11 protein-coding genes are annotated in these 19,272 nt (G+C 57.1%); 7 read left to right on the plus strand and 4 right to left on the minus strand.

Annotation, left to right across the window (positions count from 1 at the left end; genetic code table 11):
* Nucleotides 1–221: 221 nt before the first annotated feature.
* A complete protein-coding gene (locus ACR0KM_RS04115; protein ID WP_480820860.1) occupies nucleotides 222–1,961 on the plus strand; it encodes a type I secretion system permease/ATPase in 1,740 nt (579 codons plus the stop codon).
* Complete coding sequence (locus ACR0KM_RS04120; RefSeq protein WP_480857742.1) at nucleotides 1,961–3,268, plus strand: HlyD family type I secretion periplasmic adaptor subunit; 1,308 nt, start codon at nucleotides 1,961–1,963, stop codon at nucleotides 3,266–3,268. The genes ACR0KM_RS04115 and ACR0KM_RS04120 overlap by 1 nt, the downstream gene beginning before the upstream one ends.
* A 4-nt stretch (nucleotides 3,269–3,272) precedes the next feature.
* Here ACR0KM_RS04120 and ACR0KM_RS04125 read toward each other — a convergent pair whose 3' ends face one another.
* Nucleotides 3,273–5,318 carry a dockerin type I domain-containing protein gene (locus tag ACR0KM_RS04125; protein ID WP_480857744.1) on the minus strand — a complete coding sequence of 682 codons (2,046 nt, stop codon included), beginning with the start codon at nucleotides 5,316–5,318 and terminating at the stop codon, nucleotides 3,273–3,275.
* Between the two features lie 203 nt (nucleotides 5,319–5,521).
* On the opposite strand from ACR0KM_RS04125, the gene ACR0KM_RS04130 reads away from it, so the two are divergent.
* The 5 genes from ACR0KM_RS04130 (at nucleotide 5,522) to ACR0KM_RS04150 (ending at nucleotide 14,928) form a co-directional block, all read left to right on the plus strand.
* The gene (locus ACR0KM_RS04130; protein WP_480857746.1) at nucleotides 5,522–9,343 is read left to right on the plus strand and encodes an adhesin; all 3,822 of its coding nucleotides are present in this window, start codon (nucleotides 5,522–5,524) and stop codon (nucleotides 9,341–9,343) included.
* A 31-nt stretch (nucleotides 9,344–9,374) separates the two neighbouring features.
* Nucleotides 9,375–10,175, plus strand: a complete 801-nt coding sequence (locus tag ACR0KM_RS04135; RefSeq protein WP_480857748.1) for a SapC family protein — start codon at nucleotides 9,375–9,377, stop codon at nucleotides 10,173–10,175.
* 70 nt (nucleotides 10,176–10,245) lie between these two features.
* Complete coding sequence (locus ACR0KM_RS04140) at nucleotides 10,246–11,505, plus strand: TolC family protein (RefSeq protein WP_480857750.1); 1,260 nt, start codon at nucleotides 10,246–10,248, stop codon at nucleotides 11,503–11,505.
* The gene (locus ACR0KM_RS04145) at nucleotides 11,502–13,634 is read left to right on the plus strand and encodes a type I secretion system permease/ATPase (RefSeq protein WP_480857752.1); all 2,133 of its coding nucleotides are present in this window, start codon (nucleotides 11,502–11,504) and stop codon (nucleotides 13,632–13,634) included. The genes ACR0KM_RS04140 and ACR0KM_RS04145 overlap by 4 nt, the downstream gene beginning before the upstream one ends.
* Nucleotides 13,618–14,928, plus strand: coding sequence for an HlyD family type I secretion periplasmic adaptor subunit (locus tag ACR0KM_RS04150; protein ID WP_480857754.1), 1,311 nt, complete (start codon nucleotides 13,618–13,620; stop codon nucleotides 14,926–14,928). Before ACR0KM_RS04145 ends, ACR0KM_RS04150 begins: the two co-directional genes overlap by 17 nt.
* A gap of 55 nt (nucleotides 14,929–14,983) precedes the next feature.
* On the opposite strand, the gene ACR0KM_RS04155 is transcribed toward ACR0KM_RS04150, so the two are convergent.
* From ACR0KM_RS04155 to ACR0KM_RS04165, 3 genes are read right to left on the minus strand one after another with little or no spacing between them, the layout of a single operon-like run.
* A complete protein-coding gene (locus ACR0KM_RS04155) occupies nucleotides 14,984–15,685 on the minus strand; it encodes a response regulator transcription factor (RefSeq protein WP_480857756.1) in 702 nt (233 codons plus the stop codon).
* A complete protein-coding gene (locus ACR0KM_RS04160; RefSeq protein ID WP_480857758.1) occupies nucleotides 15,686–17,581 on the minus strand; it encodes a PAS-domain containing protein in 1,896 nt (631 codons plus the stop codon).
* Nucleotides 17,582–17,634: 53 nt separating this feature from the next.
* Nucleotides 17,635–19,257 (minus strand): bifunctional aspartate transaminase/aspartate 4-decarboxylase, encoded by a 1,623-nt coding sequence (locus ACR0KM_RS04165; protein WP_480857760.1) that lies wholly within the window; start codon nucleotides 19,255–19,257, stop codon nucleotides 17,635–17,637.
* Nucleotides 19,258–19,272 lie beyond the last annotated feature (15 nt).

Here is a 19,272-nt window from a genome sequence, read left to right on the forward strand (position 1 = left end):
GCCTTTTCCCGGACCCAGAATGTCTGGTGCTAACGCAAGCTCGGCGTAAATCTGCCGTCAAACCGGGCCGCATCGTTCAATCGCCGCCGAAATGCACCGGTTTCAGTGAAACGCGCGTTGTTCAGGGTTTTGGGGATAGTTATACACTAAAGCAAGACATCGGACCTGATTTAACCGCAGAATCACATGGTCCGACTATCCGCAATTGGGGACTGACTTTCGTGAGTTTGAGAAATCCGACCAGTGCAGCGCAGCGCCATGAACTGCGCGACGTTCTGGGGCAAGGCCGTAGTTTTCTGGCGCTTGCCTTTCTGTTTAGTATCTTCGTCAACCTCCTGATGCTGACCGGGCCGCTGTTTATGCTGCAGGTTTATGATCGGGTTTTGGGGTCTCGCTCGGTCGAAACTCTTTTTGCGTTGTTTTTGCTGGTTGCGCTGCTTTACGCCCTGATGGCAATGCTCGACTATGCACGTGGACGTATCGTTGCCCGGTTCGGGGCGCGGTTCCAGTCGTCTCTGGATGAGCGCGTTTTCGAAGGCACAATGCGGCGCGCGTTGTTCCCACAGTTCCGTTCGGCCCCAGCAACCGCCCTGCGCGATCTTGAAGCGATCCGGTCCTTGTGTGCGTCACCCGTCCTGCTTGCGGTCATGGACATGCCCTGGACGCCGCTGTTTATCGCAGCAATTTTTCTGTTCCACCCGCTTTTGGGTTGGCTGGCCGTAGGCGGAGGCACGCTTTTGGTCGTGATTGCACTGCTGAACCAGGCGTTGACGCATCGAAAAGTTGCCGAAGCGCAGAGCGCCTCGGCCAAGGCAAACGCGTTTTCCGAGCACGCGAGGCAGGCGGCCGAGGTCGTGCGCTCGCAGGGTATGCAGGAGGACGTCGCCCAACGTTGGATGAAACAGCGCACCGAAGCTTTGTCGCAGTCGATCTCGGCAAGCGACTGGACGGGCAGCTTCACGTCCTTGACCAAGTCTCTGCGGTTGTTCCTGCAATCTGCGATGCTGGCGCTTGGGGCATTGCTTGTTTTGCGCAATGAGATGACACCTGGCGCGATGATTGCGGGCACGATCCTTCTGGGTCGCGCGCTTGCCCCGGTTGAGATGGCGGTTGGACAGTGGTCGATGGTCGAGCGCGCGCGTACCGCATGGATCAATCTCAACAAGTTTCTGGACGCTACACCACCCGAAACAGCACGCACCAAATTGCCGGTGCCCAAGGCTCATTTGGTGGCGAAGAGCCTGACGGTCATACCGCCGGGGTCCAAGACCCCCACTTTGCGCAACGCGGCGCTGAATCTGGAGCCTGGCAAGGCATTGGGTGTGATCGGCAAAAGCGGCTCAGGGAAGACGACGCTTGCGAAGGCCTTGTTGGGCTTGTGGTCGCCTGCGGCAGGCGAGATCCGCTTGGCATCGGCCACTCTCGACCAATATGATCCTGACGATCTGGGGCGCCACATCGGGTATTTGCCGCAGGAAGTCACGCTGTTTAATGGCACGGTTGCCGAGAATATTGCGCGGATGTCGCAAACGCCTGACCCCGAAGCGGTCGTCGCCGCGGCCAAAACCGCGAATGCACACGAGCTTATTCTGAGTCTCGAGAAAGGTTATGATACCTTTTTGGAGGGCAATGACAGTCAGCTTTCAGGTGGCCAGAAACAACGGATCGCACTTGCGCGTGCACTCTATGGCAGCCCGGTGTTGCTGATTCTGGATGAACCCAATTCGGCCCTCGATGCAGATGGAACGCTGGCGCTCAACACGGCGGTTCGCGAGTTCAAAGCCGCTGGAAAGTCCGTCATCATCATGACGCACAGGCCGCAGGCCATTTCGGAATGTGATGATCTGGTCGTGGTTGAACGGGGCCAGATTGTCAAAGCGGGCAAGCGAGACGAGGTTCTCAGCACCATGGTGCAAAATGCCAATGTCATCAAACGGCATCTCAACAAGGTTGGTGAGTGATGTTCAAGAAGGGTAAACGCGCCGCATGGAGCATTACAGTACCGGCGCTGGTGGGCTTGTCGGCATTGGCAATTCTTGTTCTGGGACTGGGAGTTTGGAGCATCCGGACAGAGCTGGCGGGTGCGATCATTTCTCAGGGGGTGATCGAAGTACAGAACAACCGGCAAGTGATCGAGCATCCAGATGGTGGGGTTGTGGGTGAGATTTTCGTGCGCGATGGCGACGATGTAACACGCGGACAGTTGTTGTTGCGGCTGGATGATACGTTCCTTGCGTCTGAGAAGACGATTGTGGAATCGCAACTATTTGAGCTTCTGGCCCGCAAAACGCGGCTGGAAGCAGAGCGGGATGGCGCAGATGCTGCTGAGTTAGAGAAGCGCCTTCAGGACCTGCGCTTGGAAGAGCAGATCGCCGATGATCTGTTGGCTGGCCAGCAGCGCCTGTTTGACGCGCGTCTGGACACGCTGACGCAGCAGGTCGAGCAACTTGGCAAACAAAAAAGTCAGATCGAAGATGAGATTAAGGGTATCGAAGCACAGCTGACGGCGCTGCGGACTCAGGTTGATCTGATAACGCAGGAACTGGAGGATCAGGAAGGGCTGTTGCAACGCGGGCTGACGCAAGCCAGCCGGGTCTCGGCCCTCCAGCGGGAGGAGGCTGATCTGAATGGCCAGATCGGTCGGCTGGAATCCACAATCGCGCGCCTGAATGGCCAGATATCCACGACCGAAATCCAGATTGTTCAGCTGAATGCGACCCGCCGCGAAGAGGCCATTGCCGAACTGCGCGATGTCCAGTCGCGGGTCGTTGAGTTGGCCGAACGGCGTTTGTCGCTGAAAGAGCGGCTCTCACGTCTCGATATCCGAGCGCCCGTGGCTGGCAGCGTCTACGATAGTCAGGTCTTTGCCATCCAATCTGTCATACAGCCTGCCGAGCCCATGATGTACGTGGTTCCGAAAGATACACCATTGCTGGTGGCGGCACGTGTTGATGCTCTGCATGTTGACCAATTGCACAGAGGACAGGAGGTCGCGCTGCGCTTCCCTGCATTCAACCAGCGCGAAACGCCGGAGCTTGATGGGCATGTCATCAACGTTTCGGCCGATACGTTCACGGACGAGACCACAGGCTTTACGTTCTATCGTGCCGAGGTCGAGCCCGATGAAGGACAACTTGAGCGTCTGAACGGTCAGGAGTTGCTTCCGGGCATGCCGGTCGAGGCGATGATCAAAACTGATGAGCGCACACCGCTATCCTATCTGGTCAAACCGTTGGCGGATTACTTCTATCGTGCGTTCAGAGAATAGTGGGTCAGGCAGGCTCGATGTTGCCCAGTAGAATGGATGTCATGTCGACAGAGAAGTCTCCGTCAATAATCGTGATGTCTGCGCCAGTTTCATAGCTGACAGCATTTCGGGTGATCCCGGACATATCCGCATTTGCGTCTAAAAACACCCATTTTGCCTCATGCGGTGTGGGCAGCCCCACAGCGTTTTGAAGGATCGCCAACGCATCCAGCGCTGTGACAGCCCCGTCTTGCGTTATATCTGCCGCGATCAGGTTTTCTGGTGTGGCGCCCCCCCAGGTCGGATCCAGGCCGACGGCGATGCGCAGGACCTGAAGCGCATCCAGCGCGGTGACCTCGGTGCTCGCGTTTGAGTAGGTTTTTACAATATCCAGATGACCCGAAAACGATCCATCTGGCACGTCTAGGTCAAACAATCCCAGACCATCCGCCTGCGCTGCGATCGTGGCCCCTCCATCTGGTGTAAAGCGGATTTCGGCATCACTCAAAGCGGTATTCGCGGTGCCAGTGCCAATCGTGATCGGTCCCGTGACGCCGTCAGATGCGTTATTGTCAGGGCCCGCGCCAAGATCGGTTGGGATGTGATCTGCGCCGCCGAACCCGACCCCAAAGATATCTGCGCTGCTCAACGGTGTGCCCTGCGCCGAGGTGACCTCGATGGTTTCGTCCCGGTAAGCAATGCGTGCACCCTGTGCCGTTGTCGAAAAGTCGAGCTGCGCGGGGGTGCGTAGAAATGGAAAGTCGGACAGGTCAAGCCGATCAATTCCCGCCTCGAAGTCCGTAATTGTGGTGGCACCACTGCTTTCGCGCAGCACAAAGACGTCAGCACCCGCTCCGCCAGTCATGGTTGTCGCGCTTGTGCCCGTAATCAGGATGTCGTCCCCTGCCCTGCCGAACAGCTGGCTGTCCAGAATACCCCCTTTCAGCATGTCGTCGCCTGACGTGCCGCTGACCACACCAAAGCCTTGTGCTACGACCCCGAGGTCGGCAACCGAAACGCCAAGTTGCGTCAGACCCGCATCCTGTTGTGAGGCGGCAAATATCTGCAACTTATCGCCGATATGTGCCACGCTCAGCTTCTCGACATTTTGCAGCCCGCTTGCCGTTGTATCTTCGAAGCTATCCATATGAATGAGCTGTCCATCCGGTGTCATCGTGAACAGGGTGACACCGTCATCAGCACCCCCGGCGATGACAAAAACCCGCCCGCCAACCTCTATGAGCGAAATATCCTGCACCGATTGGAACCGCGTGTGCAGCGTGTCCAGAACATGATCGGTTGCGCGCAACGCTCCATCGCTCGTGACCGTCATGACGCTCAGGGAATTGCTGTCTGCGCCCGCGACGACCGCCCAAGATTTTCCATACGCTGCTACGGTTTCGATATCGGTCGGTGCTCCGATCCCCAGCGTTTGCAGGTTGGTCGCCCCATCGGTCAGGGTCAAAGCGCCGGTGTCCTTATCCAGCGCAAAGCTGCTGATCGTGCTGCTTGCGGTAGCAGCGGTAATTACGTATCGGTTGCCGCCCGAATTGATTGCCTGCATCGCGTCGGCGCGCCCTGTGGTCAGGTTCGTTAAACTTAAAGAACCGTCTGCGGCGATCAGATAAGTGCCCAGCATGTCCGTGTCCGTATGAGCAACGGTCAGAAAATGGTTATCCCCGATTGCAGATTGCGCAATGGAAGAGATGCCGCCGCCACCTGAAAGCCCGTTTGTTTCCTGCAATGTCCCGATGGTGCCGTCAGTGTTCAGATCATAGCCAACCAAGCCGTCGGCGGTGTCCACATCCAGCACTAACCGTATCTCGGCACCAAGGGTCGCAATAGCGCCGCTGCGTCCGACCTGCTGCGCGATCGAGGCCTCAAAATAGTGCTGATCCTGTAGAACCGGGGCACCGCCTTCTGTCAGTCGCCACGAGACGACACCGCCCTGCAATCCGGTCGTGCTGTAGAGATACGTTTCCCCGTTAAACGTTTTTAAAGCCAGATCACCGATACCTGAATCGAGCGCTGCGGTCCCCGTTGCAACCACTCTGTCGAACTGAAGCATCATCGTTATTTGCCCTCAATGCCAGCATTGGCACTGCGATCAAAATGACCCGAAGCACCGGTTCAAAACCAGAACAGGAATGTGGTGAAAACAAGGACTTCAGTTTCAGTTTTATGCAAGTTTTCCGGGTCATCCGGAATTCAAAGAACCATGGCGGGTTGCCATCTGTCGCCCGACAGAACCGGACCATCGATTGTGAGGATAAGATGACCAAAGAGACCGATTCGACCGACTTCCAAACCTCTCGGGTGCGTCGCAGTAAGGCGCTGGCGTGGATTGAGAAGAAGCTCAAGCGGAGTGCCGGGCGCGGAGTGCTAGGGGGGCTTGGTACGGCGCTGATGGCGTTGCCCGCACTAGCCGAAGCAACAGATGACATGCTCGCGTCGTTTCAGTTCGCAGAGGCCATTGCAGGTGTCAGATCGGTCGCACTGCTGCCAAATGGCGATGTGCAACTGAAGATGACGGACGGGCGAACCGTTATCGTAGATGCCAAGAACGTTCAGGTGCTCGAGAACGGTTCGATCATGATCGAAGATCAAGCTGCTATGGAGATTGCGCAGTTTGCTGCCGCCGAAATAGCAGCTGTTGGTGCAGCAGGCGGCGGGATCAGCGGGGCCGGCCTCGCGTTGGGCGGTCTCGGTCTTGCCGGTGCCGCTGCCGCTGCCGGAGGGGGTGGCGGCGGCGGAGGCGACGATGAGGATGATGATTCTGACACACCTTCGAGCCCGCGTCCCCCAAGCCTCAATCTCGCTGAATTGCAGTCAAATGCACTGAACAACAACAGTACAAAGATCGCCACTCCGGATGACACCGCGTCCGTAGAGGTGATAATCGGTTCGCTAACCAAAACAGCCATCCCCGCGGCAGACGGCAGTTGGAGCGTGTCGCTGACCCAGGCAGAGGCACAGGGTTTGGCGCAAGGGGTCACGGATGTAACCGTCCGTCACCTGGACGTTGCTGGAACCGAGTTGTCGAGCGGCACCGCACGGTTCGACGTGGACACCGTGCCACCAACGCTGTCGATTGATGCATTTTCACATGGCGCGGTTCTGAATGCGGCAGAACAAGCGACGGACCTGGCCATCTCTGGTGCCACCACCGCCGAAGACGGGCAACTTGTAACAGTTTCGGTGAATGGTCAGGACTATTTGGGTACGGTCGCGAATGGCGGTTGGAGCGTTTCGGTGCCGGCCGCTGATCTGGTCGGCCTTTCAGATGCATCGACCATATCGGTGACGGCCAATGTCTCTGACCGCGCGGGAAATCCGGCTTCTGAGGCAAACGGCAGTTTTGTCACCGATTTCGATGCACCTACACTGACGCTGGATCCTATTGCAGGAGGTTCGATTGATCTGATTGATGTCAGTAGCGATTTGATCCTAACGGGTGCGTCAAACGCTGAAGACGGTCAACTTGTGACGGTAAGTTTCAATGGCGAAAGCTATTATGGCGCTGTATCTGTTGGCCTCTGGAGCGTGACAATTCCAAACGCGGATCTGGGCGACCTAACGACAGGTACACCGGTATCGATCTCGGCCGATGTCAGCGACAGCGCTGGAAATCCGGCATCTCAGGTCTTGGCGTCAGTGCCGGTTGACCTCACGGGGCCGTCCATTGCCATCGATCCACTAACCGTCGGAGGCGTATTGAACGCGTCGGAGATGGGTGCTGATCTCGTGGTCAATGGTACTGTCGGAAATGTCCCGGATGGTCAAACAGTCACCGTCACGTTGGACGGGCAGACTTATACCGGAACCGTGTCTGGCGGCACGTGGTCCGTAACTATCCCCAGCGCCGATCTTGGTGATTTGTCAGAGGGCGGAACCTTCGCAGTCGCTGCCGATGTCAGCGACGCTGATGGCTTGAACGCACCACAGGCCGAAGTCGCGCTGAGTAAGGATACGGTGTCACCCACGATCAGCATCGATACGTTTTCCGCGGGTGCCGTGATGAATGCCAGTGAGCGAGGCTCGGATCTTGTAATCACAGGCACGACCTCAGCCGAGGATGGCCAAGTCGTGACACTAACATTTGAGGGGCAGCCCTACTCGGCGACGGTATCGGGCGGAGCTTGGAACGTCACGATCCCAGCCGCAGATCTTGTCACGCTGTCGGATGGCGCGACGGTTAATGTGACGGCAACGGTCGCGGATGCGGCGGGTAACACCGCGCTTCCTGCGGTTGATGGTTTTGGCACGGATTTTTCGGCACCTTCACTTTCTATCTCGGCGCTTTCCTCGGGCTCTGTGCTGAACACTGCAGAACAGGCGACTGGCTTAACGGTTTCGGGCACTTCGGATGCCGTTGATGGCTCTCAGGTCTCGCTCGAAATCCGTCGTCCGGATGGTTCGGTCGAGGTCAGCGGTACCGCAACCGTGAATAGCAACACCTGGAGCTTTGTTGTCCCAGCGAACGATCTGAGCGGTCTGGAGGACGGTGAGACTTATCAGGTTCATGCCACTGTCACAGATGCGGCAGGCAACGGTGCTGATGCAAACACCAGTTTTGATACGGATCTGAGCGCGCCTTCGCTCTCGATTGATGCGCTACCCGTTGGAAGCGTTCTTGATATAATGGAACAAGGCGCGGACCTACGGGTCTCGGGCACGACCAACGCAGAAGACGGTCTAATGGTCACCGTCGGCCTGAATGGTCAAAACTATTCTGCCACTGTCGCCAATGGTACTTGGGTGGCTACTATACCAACTGCCGACTTGGCAGCCTTGGCGGATGTGACGGACTTCCCGGTGACAGCGTCAGTCGCGGATGCCGCCGGTAACGCTGCAGCAGATTCAACAACACTAACAACTGATTTTCGCCCGATACTGACTATTTCAAGTGTTGGAAACAACGATGCTGTCGCGTTAACTGATTTACAGAGTGGTGGGGTCACCGTCAGCGGCCATTCCGTTGGTTTGAGCGCAGGCCAAGCGGTAGATATTGCGCTGAACGGCGCATCGGTCGGAAATGCAACCGTAACTGCCGATGGTAGCTGGTCGCTGAACGTCCCAGCCTCGGAGTTTTTGGCAGCTGAGGCTGGTGAAAGCCTGGGTTTTGAAGCGCAGGCTTCGGTGGGTTCTGGGCAGAATCCAATACCGGCGACGGAACAAGCCATCGTACATGTGCCGGCCGCATACACGATATCCGCGGCGGGGCGCAGCGGATCGACGTTGACTTTCGAGGTGTATGCTGACCCCGATCGCGACGTTTCAGGCGGACTGGGATTTACCGCCGACCTGGGTTTTGACCCTTCCGTCGCCACATACGACGTCAACTCGGAAGTCGAGAATGATGATTTTAACTTTTTCTTATCGAACCCTCAGAGCGCATCCGCAATCAGTTTCGCCGGCGCAGCAACCAGCTTTGGTGACCTGACGCAGCCCATCATCACTTTCACGATGACCGTGCAGGACCCGTTGCAACCGATCATCTTGTCTTTGGTAACGCCGGATGGCGGCCCGTCCCAATTGCATCTTGGAACTGATGGCGCAGACACGCTTACCGATAGCAGTCTTGATGACAGCATAAGAGGTGGCGCAGGGGACGACGCTATCGATCTGTCAGGCGCGGGCCGCGATGTCGTGATCTTTGAGGCAGATCCAACAGCCAATGGAACTGATACGATCACCGGTTTTAACCTGGGGTCCGCATCCGCAATCGCTGATGCATTCATGTTCTCAGGACTCAACCCCGCAAATCTGCGGGGGGCTGGTACGGGTGTCGAAGCCCTGAACCAAGGCGACGTTATCGGGCAAAACACAGGATTTATCGGATTGCAGACCACGCTTTCGGATCTCGACACCGGCACGATTGCGACTGCGGCGGAAACCCTGCTCGGAGCACAGGCTGGCGACGAAGTCTATATGCTCGCAACGGATGGTGCTGACAGTCTTCTGGTCAAAATCGACTACACCGCTTCCAACGATGCGACCGTTGAATCATTGGCACAATTTGAGGGCCTCTCCGACCTGAGCGGGTTTGATGCAGACAATATCCTGCTGACCGACCCAACCGGCGCAAGCGCTTGATCGCTACCCAACCCATACGGATGAGCAAATCATGACACCTAATGGCTTCGTCCCCGTCACGTCGAAACGGCATCACAATCGGTATTGGCGACGCTTCGCATCGTATGAATTTGCAGCCAAATGGACCGCCTGCGCAGTCGTATGCAGCGAGATAACCGAAGTGGCTGCCGTATTCCCCATTCTGTTTCAGCAAACGGAGCGCGGTGTCGAACCTGTGGCTTTGCTTTCTATGTCTACAAAACTTTGTTCACCCTTTGTCGCCGCGGATGGGCGATGGTTGGCGCGCTACATTCCCTCGGCTCTTAGGGGTTTTCCCTTCAAGGCTGAGCGTGTGAACGACAAACAGTATCGTCTCTTGGTGCATGAGGGTTCTGGATCGGTCACAAGTGACCCCAACGACATACCTTTCTTCATAAATCACACCGATCTGTCGCCTGAATTGCATGACTTGCTAGCTTTTCTCCGCGCACGTGAAGCCGCCGCGGATGAAACCAGAGAGATATGCGCTCAGATGCAATCTCTCGGTCTGTTTGCAGAATTTTCGATTGAAGATAACTCCATTTCACCACCAAACCTTCTGATGATCGACCCGGATAAGCTCGGCGATTGTTTTGACGGGCCGCACAAAGCAGCCATCCCGAATCGTGCGCTGAAGCTGATCCATGCCCATCAGATTTCGCTTTCGCACTGTGACTGGTTGTCAGGCCTCCAGCGCCAACAGCAGGTACGTACCCTTGAAGCCTCTGGAGAATTGAGGGGCTTCATTTCTGCAATTGGACAGCAACTCAAGTGTTCGCAACAGGTCGATCAGGTGACATATGCGTTGGGATAAGTTCGGCTTCAGGTACATCAGCCTACTGGCTTTCCTATTCGTCGCTGCGGCTTGCACCCAGCCGCCTGACTTGGCGCCGGTTTCCAGATCATTCAGCGACGGATCGGTCGGCGCTGGCGCACGGACGCCGTCGACTGTTCTGATGCAAAGTGATTTCGGAAAACGCGTTCGCCGCGCTGTACAAAACAACCCCATACAGTCGCAAAGCGCATCGCTCCGAAGTATCGCAGAAGCTGATAGGGACGCCGCCCGTGGGGAATTTCTGCCGCAGGTATCCCTGGGATTAAACGCGCGAACCGAGCACAATCGCAGTGGAACCGACGACTTCACTCCCTATCTTCGCGTATCGCAACTTATCTACGACGGAGGTGTTGCTACCAATTCCTTGGCAGCCGCGCAGGCACGTGTGTTGGAAAGCTTGGGAGATCAACTGCAAACCACGTCTGCCACCGCCATGGCCGCGATCGAAGTCTATGTTGCGCTGGCCGATCAACGCAAAATCCAGGAGATCGCGCGGCAAAACGTGGAGGTACATGAAGAAGTAGAGCAGCAGATTTTCGATCGCCTGCAAACCGGTGTCGGATCGCAGGCGGATGTCTTGATGGCGAGGTCACGTGCGGCCGACGCCCGCACACGGCTTGCCGAAGCCAAATCCAGAACGGACCGCGCAGAGGCTCGGTTCCGCGAGGTTTTTGGGGCGCCCGCCGGGACGCTTGAGCCTGCCGTACCCGCCCCACAGCTTGGCCTCAGCGATGCGCAGATTGTAATGGACAGCCCGTCGGTACGGCGCGTGGACGCAGCTTTGGTTGCTGCACGCGCTGACTGGGCGGCCGCTCAAGCAAGACGCAAGCCGGATGTCAGGCTTGCAGCCTTTGCCAATCATGATGATTTTGATGATACCGATTTCGGCCTCGATGTTTCGGTCAACTATGAGCTCGACAGTTCGGGTCAACGCCGCGCGGCCATCACAGCGGCACAGGGAAGAGTCACACAGATCGAGGCGGAGCGAGAAACCCTGATCCGCGAAGTTGGGCGCGAGTTGGCCTTCATTCGGTCCGATCAAAAGGCCGGTGCCGATCGGTTGCGCGAGGCGCGGCTCGCCGCGCAAATCAATGCTGAGAGCGTCGCTGCTGCGCGCGCTCAGTACACCATTGGGCGTCGGAGCCTGATCGAAATTCTGGATGCACAGCGCGATTATGTGAATGCGCAGGAACGGCTGATCTTCGCTGAGCAGAGTTTTTTCCTGACCAACTACGCAGTGCTGAGTCTTACGGGAGACATTCTGGATCTTCTCGATCTTGGCCTCGCAGGACGGAGCGCGCTACCATGAGCGATCAAACAAGACCTTTTCGAGGGTTGGAAGCCTGCCTTCTGAACGTCGCCGCGACGCTTGAATGCACGATGACGACTGCAAATCTGGACGCAATCCGATCCGGCGCTGAGGGTTACCTGACAATTCCCGATGCCATCTTAGCCGCGCGCCAGGCGGGATTGCAGGTCGGTTTTGGAAAAATGCAGCTTCGCCGTTTCGACGCGACCCTCTGCCCCGCCATACTGTTGCTCGAAGATAATCGTGCGGTGGTCTATCATGGGCGTTCGGATAGCGGAGGCATCCTGATTTTTGACCCGGACTTGGGCGATGGCGTCGGCGAAGTTGCCCAGCACGCCGTTGCCGAGACCTACTCGGGCTATGCAATTCTTTTGCGTCGTGAGCACACAGGCAGCCAGACGTCCGACGATGCAATCGAAGGCAAACACTGGTTCTGGTCGGCCCTTTCTGCAAGTCGCTGGATTTACGCACAAGTCGGGATGGCGGCGGCACTTGCGAACATTCTGGGGCTGTCTACATCTGTGTTCATCATGGTCGTCTATGACCGGGTCTTGCCAAGCGAGGCAACGGCTTCGCTGGTGGCGTTGACCTGCGGGGTGGGGCTGGCATTGCTTTTCGACTTTGCGTTGAAGCTCTTGCGCGCAGGCTTCATCGATCGCGCCGGGGAACGGGCCGACTTGCTTATGGGGTGCAGGATTTTTGACCAGTTGATGAATATGCGGTTGGCCGATCGCTCGGGATCAACTGGCGCCACCAGCAGCACGGTACGTGAGTTCGAAACGCTGCGGGAGTTTTTTACTTCAGCAACCTTGGTGGCGCTCGTCGACCTGCCGTTTATTGCGGTTTTCATTTTCACCATATACTTAGTCGGCGGTCCGTTAGCCGCGATCCCGGCTTTGGCTATCCCGATCGTGTTGCTGACAGGGTTGGCGATACAGCCTTTTTTGTCGAGGCTCACGCGGCAGAGTTTCTCTGATGGCCAATCGAAACAAGCTGTTCTTGTCGAGGCTCTGACCGGTCTTGAAACCATCAAAACCACTGCGGCATCGCGACAGATGAAATCCCGCTGGCAAGATGCGCTGAAGCGACAATCAAACCATGGATCGCGGAGTCGCGCGATCACTCAATTCGCGCTGAACCTGACCGGGTTCACGCAACAGGCGGCGCAAGTTTTGGTGGTATTTTTTGGTGTGTTCCTGATCGCTGATGGTCAGACAAGTATGGGCGCACTTGTCGCATCCGTCATGTTGACGGGGCGTGCTCTCGCGCCGCTGGGACAACTCGCGCAAACGCTGACACGGGTAAATCAGGCCCGTACTGCATACCGGAATCTTGATGCGTTGATGCGGTCTGAAAGCGAACGGCCAGATGGCAGGAATTGGATCAGCCGGACCAAGTTCAAAGGCCACATCCGTTTCAATAATGTCTATTTTGCATATCCCGACCAAACGGAAGACGCGTTGAAGGGCGTATCTTTCACGATCGAGGCGGGTGAAAAGGTCGCCATTCTCGGGCAGGTCGGCTCGGGCAAAAGCACGATTACGCGATTGATGCTAGGCCTTTATCAGCCGCGGGTAGGCTCAGTGATGCTGGATGGGTTGGATATCCGTCAAATTGATCCCGGCGATCTGCGGCGAAACATTGGGGCGGTCTTGCAGGATGTCTGGCTATTTTCGGGCTCGTTGCGGGACAACATTGCCAGCGGCAGCATCCATGCGCGCGACGAGGATTTGATCCGTGCGGGAAAGTTGGCAGGCGTAGAGGATTTCGTGTCCCGACACTCCAGAGGGTACGATCTGCAAGTGACAGAACGCGGCGAAGGATTGTCAGGCGGGCAGCGACAGGCCACCGCACTTGCCCGTGCGCTTGTCGGGCGTCCGCCCGTGCTGCTGCTGGATGAACCCACAAGTGCGATGGACGTCAAATCCGAGGCTGGAATCATCCGGCGTCTGAAGGCTGCAACTCAGCAAGAAACGATGATCGTTGTTACCCATCGCCCCAGCTTGCTGGAACTCGTCGATAGGGTGATCGTAATCGAAAATGGGCAGGTCGGTATGGATGGGCCAAAGAGCATTCTGACCCAGCATATCAGCAAAACCGGGAGACACCTGAATGTCGCGGTATCCTGATCTTGAGCAAATTGCACGCGAGATGCAGGGAAGATCTTCCTTACGCGGGTCGCTTCTCTTGGTGTTGATTTTGCTGTGTATGGTCAGCGCCATCTCGTGGGCCTATTTCACCGAACTGGACGATGTTGTTCGGGCGGACGGTCGGATCGTGCCTTCCAGCGACGTGCAGGTGATTGAAGCAACTGAATCCGGTGTGATGCACGCATTGCATGTTCAAGAAGGCGTCGTCGTGGAGGCGGGCACCCTGTTGATGGAACTCGACACCAATCAGATCAATCGTGAGCTGAGCCAAGAACAACAGCGGGCTTACGGTTTGATGGCGCGTGCGCAACGGCTTCAGGCCGAGATCGATGGAACTGCTCTTGAGTTTGATTCAATACTGCTAAGCGGGGCACCGGGTGTGGTTCGTTCGGAAACCGCGTTGTATCAGGGGCGACAAGCCGAGCTCGAAGCTGAAATCGCAATCCTGCACCGACAACGCGAGCAAAGGCAGCGAGAATATGAAGAGGGTCTGGTTGATCAGATCACAGCGGTGGAAACCCTGTCTGTCCTCGCCGAGGAGCGATCTATGATAGCCCCCCTTGTCGAGCAGCGCATGGAACCGGTTACCACCCTGCTCGCTTTGCGCCGCAGCGAAGCTGAATGGAAAGGCCGCAAAGTTCGCGCCGAAGCAGTGATTGGCAGACTGAAGACCAGTCTTGATGAAATGGATGATAAGGTGAAAGCAGCGCGCAACCGCTTCCGAAGCGCTGCTTTGACTGACCTGGCGCTGGTCACCGCAGAGCTTGCCGCGTTACAACCAGCGTTGCCCGCCTTGCGCGACCGCGTCGCACGCGCGCAGATACGCGCTCCGGTCCGTGGCATCGTGAACCGCATTCATCGTACCACGATAGGTGGGCTGGCAAGAGGCGGCGAAGAACTGATCGAGCTGGTGCCGCTGGACGAGCGTTTATTGGTAGAGGCGTATGTCAAGCCAGGTGATATCGCTTTTTTGCACCCGGGCCAGCTGGTAAAAATCAAGATTACCGCGTATGATTTTTCGCGCTACGGTGGCCTGAACGGCGAGATTGTGCGCATCGGGGCAGATACGATCACCCGATCAGAACGCAACGAGGAAGAAGTATTCGTTGTTGAGATTGAAACCATGGACACCATGCTCGATGCCGGAGGTGTCGCGGTCGAAATCATCCCCGGTATGGTTGCCGAAGTTGATATCCTGTCAGGCAAGAAATCGGTGCTGGACTATCTGATCCGACCCGTCCTCAAAGTGAAAGAGCAAGCGCTGCGTGAGTAGGCTGAAGGCGCAGCGGATCTACAACATGGGTGTTCCGTCGATCTAAAAATCTAATTCAGCGCCAGCTGACGTCGCCCAGAAAGATGTATCCGGCACCGTATATTGTCTTGATGAGTCGCGGTTTTTTGGGATCTTCGCCTAGCTTTGTCCGCAAGCGCGAAATCCGGACATCCATTGCACGATCAAAGCTGTCACCAGCTCCGCCGCCCAGCATCTCTTGCATCCGGGCACGGTTAATCAAGCGCTTCGGGCTCTCCAAGAACAGGCGCAGAACTTCGCCTTCAGCATGGCTGAAAGGGGTTTCTACGCCCTTTGCGTCAATCAGAACATATCGGTCGAACTGGGCGGTCCAGCCGTTGAACTCTGCGACCTCTGCGCTCTGAACCGCGGGACCCGAAGACCTCAGGCGTGCGCGGATGCGCGCGATCACCTCGGCGGGATCGAAGGGTTTGGTGATATAGTCATCCGCCCCGAGCTCAAGCCCGGTTACGCGGTCCTGAACTTGCGCACGTCCAGAGATGATGATCACTGCTGCGCCTTGTTCCAGTGCCAGCCGATGCACCAATGCCAGCCCGTCGGTATCAGGCAGCGACAAATCCACCAAACACACATCTGGCGTGACACGCTTGAGTGCCGCCTCAAATTCGCGCGCTCGGGCATAGCTTTGGGTGCGGAATCCTGCTTCTTCCAGCGCGTCGGTTAGGATGCGCCGAATTTCCGGCTCATCATCCAGGATGGTGACCAAAGGGTTCGTCATCTAAGCGGCCTCGGCGCGGATCAGTGCGGACAATTGCGTTTGGGTAAATGGTTTGCGCAGGACAGGTGCGCGGGTCAATGCCTGATCGTGCAGCGGATCAGAATGCGGTAGGGACGTCATCAGGATGCAGGGTAACGCGCCATTGATCCGGTCCACAAGATCAATACCGGTGCCCTGCCCCTCGAGTCGAATGTCGCTTACCACAAGTGAGATATCGTCGATCTCTTCAATCAACTCAAACGCCTCATCAACCGAGCTTGCCTCGATCACCGAACACCCCAGCTCGACCAGCATGTCGCGACACTGATCGCGCAGGTCGTCGTTGTCCTCGACCAGAAGCACAAAGCCGGATCGCGCAGGTGCCGCAGGCCGATAGGGTAAGCGCATGACGACAGATGCACCGGAAGGCGTGTTGCGGAGACTCAGGTCTCCGCCGGCGAGTTTCACTGTGTCGTAAACCATAGGCAGACCCAGCCCCGATCCATCACTGCCCTTGGTCGTAAAAAACGGGTTCAGCGCATTGTCCAGCGCCTCTGACGAAAAGCCAGGCCCCGTGTCTGACACCGTGATTTCGGCCCAGATCGTTCCAATAGCATGAGCACTAATGGTGATCTGCCCCGAGCTACCGCAGGCGTCACGCGCATTAAGCACGAGGTTCAGCAACGCATCCTGTACCATCCCCGGATCAAGCATCAACGGCACATCAGGCAGTGTGTTCACGACCGACAGCCCCATGCCACGCGGCAAGGATGGCGTCGCCAAAACCCGCAGGTCTTCAAGCAACCCGCGCATGTCGGTGGCCTTGGGCTGCGGCGTTCGATTGCCGGTCATATCGGCGATCCGGTTGAGTAGTTGGCCACCGCGGCGCGCGGTAGACTGCGTGGCCGCCACGAGCTTATGGGCCTCTTCGGACAGGTCCATCCTGGCCAGCCGCGATTGCATCCCAAGAATGATCGTCAGAAGGTTCGAGAAATCATGCGCCAGCCCACTTGTCATCTGCGCCGCCATGGCGCGGCGGCGGGTCTGCTGCAGGGCGACGCGGGCCTGAGTTTCCTCGGTGATATCCACTGACATGACATAGACCCCGCCCGCCTGATCCGGCGTAAATGACACCCGAATGCGCCGGGCATCCTGATCTTCGGTGAATTCGAATACCGAAGGCTGGCCGCCATAGGCCTTTTCCAGGTGCGGTTTGACCCGGTCATAGGCCGTTGTACCGAGTGCTTCGGATATATGGCGACCCAGAATTTCCGATGGCCGACCCGGCATGACCGAACTGAGCCGACGGTTGGAATAGTCATACCGCTGGTTTGCATCGAGATGGGCGATATGCGCAGGCATCATCTCGGTCGTCATGCGGGTCCGCGCTTCAATCTCGGTCAGCTGGCGCTTGGCCTCTTCCAAAGCGGTAATCGTGGCCGCCAGTTTGCGGTTGGTGGCCGAAAGCTCTTCGGCGTGGCTCAGAAGTTGTCCTGACAGTTCCTCTGACCGCGCGCGCAGCAAATCTTCGACCTGCCGCGTTCGGGTGATGTCGGTATAAACGGCCACCCAGCCCCCATTGGGCAGCGGCGCACCCTCGATCGAGATGACCTGACCATTGGGACGAACGCGTTCCATGTAGTGGGGCTCAAAGGCAAGCGCCTGCGCGACACGAGTTTCAACCATCTCGGCAACGTCCCCATCGATGCCATATTCGCCGCGACTGGCAAGAAAATGGATCGTGTCGTGGAACAAGGCTCCAGGCTGGACAAGCTCTTCGGGCAGGTCAAACATCTCTTGAAAGCGAAGATTGCTAAGCACGAGACGCAGCTTGCTGTCATAGATCGAGAGCGCCTGGCCTATGAGGTTCAGGCCAGAAGTCGTCATCGCCTTTATGCGTTGTTCGGTGATCTCCAATTGCGTCCTCCCCTGCGCCTAGGGGTATCACCAGATCAAGCGCAGGTGTAGGGTCATGTCGAGCCGTGTAGCGGTTGGTTATGCGCGGCGCGATAGGCCTGTACATAACCGCGCGCGACTGAGCGGACCGCAGTTCCGATTTGTGAATAGGCTTCATCTGGAAGGTTTGCGAAAGACACGCGGGCCGACCAGCCGGGGGCATCAAACCCGCTGCCATTCAACAGGACGATCCCGTAATCCTCGGCCAGTTTGAACGCGATATCCAGCGGATGGACATTTTGCTTGATCCAACGCACCACATCCTCGCCCACGTATTTGCGCAACCAGAATTCGAAATCGATGATGCCATAATAGGCGTCATAGTGTTCGCCGGTTTGAACCTCGATCCCCATCGCTTCGGTCAGCAGTTTGAATCTGCGGTGGACCAGCTCGATGCAGGCAGTCTGGTAGGCTTTCTTTGTGTCAACAAGCTCGCACAGTGAAAACAGCGTCATCATAACCTGTTGTGGTAAAGACAGCCCGGCCGTGTGATTCAGCGCCACATCGCGGCTGTCCGCGACCAAACGGTCAATGAAACGAATATCGCGTGGCGTCAGACTGAGCGTGCCATAGCGTTTATCCAGCTTCTGTTTGATGTCGTCGGGGTGGTCGGCCAGCTTAAGGTCAAAGATGTTGTCTTGCGCAACGGCGATGATACCTAGACGCCAGCCGGTGCAGCCGAAGTATTTTGAATAAGAGTAAACTCCGATCGTATTGCGCGGCAAATGACCCATAACAGAGGTGAAGTCATGCACGAACGTGCCATAGACATCGTCAGTTAGAACAATCAGGTCGGGTCGATGGTTTTCGACCAGATCAGCCAGCTTGCGCAGCGACCCCGTACTGAGGGCGACCGAAGAAGGGTTGCCGGGATTAACGAGGAAAAAGGCCTTCACCTTAGGGTCTTTCAGCTTCTCCAGGGCGGCGTCCGTCAGCTGAAAGCCGTCTTCTTCGTCGGTTTCGACATGCACGGATTCCAGCGCGTAGTCTTCCAAATCTGGCATCTCAAGATAGGGCGTGAAGATCGGAGTGCAGAGCGCAATAGTGTCCCCGGCATTCAGCAAACGGTTCGCTTTCAGCGTTTTGAAGATATAGCACATCGCGGCTGTCCCCCCTTCAACCGCGAAGAGATCGAACTGCGCGTCGGGCCGCTGGCCTGCGCACATGGCCCACATCAGGTATTCATGCGCGATAATCGCGTTGTGTTTCAGGATGCGATCGGGAACCGGATAGTTGTCGCCGATAATGGAATCCGTCAGCTCGTGAACAAACTCGTCCGCTTCGAACTCAAAGGCCGAAATGGCATGTGCCACAACATCTACCAACGTGTCGACGCCCGGCATGTCGGCATTTTTTGCGGCCCAATCCTGTAACCGATCATGGGCACCGTTCATGGCGGGCATACCGCCTAGTCCGGCGGGATGATTCATCACACGTTTGGACTCGGTCACAGCAAACTGGCCTAGGGCAAAAAACGCTTCGCGCGGGCGTGTGGCGACCCAGTTGGGGTTGCCGCGACCAGCGTTCAGAAAGGCGCTGTTGGCCTTGCGCGCTTCGGCTGAGGCCAGCTGGATCAGCTCATCCTTGATCTGAAACGGGCTGAGCGCTTCGTAATCGTGCAGCGTGACTCTATCCATGGATCGAACCTTTCA

The organism is Ruegeria sp. G10, from assembly GCF_056533645.1.

Coding starts and splice junctions, on each gene's coding strand:
- ACR0KM_RS04165 (WP_480857760.1), bottom strand. CDS start 19,257: ATGGATAGAGTCACGCTGCACGATTACGAAGCGCTCAGCCCGTTTCAG.
- ACR0KM_RS04120 (WP_480857742.1), top strand. CDS start 1,961: ATGTTCAAGAAGGGTAAACGCGCCGCATGGAGCATTACAGTACCGGCG.
- ACR0KM_RS04155 (WP_480857756.1), bottom strand. CDS start 15,685: ATGACGAACCCTTTGGTCACCATCCTGGATGATGAGCCGGAAATTCGG.
- ACR0KM_RS04125 (WP_480857744.1), bottom strand. CDS start 5,318: ATGATGCTTCAGTTCGACAGAGTGGTTGCAACGGGGACCGCAGCGCTC.
- ACR0KM_RS04145 (WP_480857752.1), top strand. CDS start 11,502: ATGAGCGATCAAACAAGACCTTTTCGAGGGTTGGAAGCCTGCCTTCTG.
- ACR0KM_RS04150 (WP_480857754.1), top strand. CDS start 13,618: ATGTCGCGGTATCCTGATCTTGAGCAAATTGCACGCGAGATGCAGGGA.
- ACR0KM_RS04130 (WP_480857746.1), top strand. CDS start 5,522: ATGACCAAAGAGACCGATTCGACCGACTTCCAAACCTCTCGGGTGCGT.
- ACR0KM_RS04135 (WP_480857748.1), top strand. CDS start 9,375: ATGACACCTAATGGCTTCGTCCCCGTCACGTCGAAACGGCATCACAAT.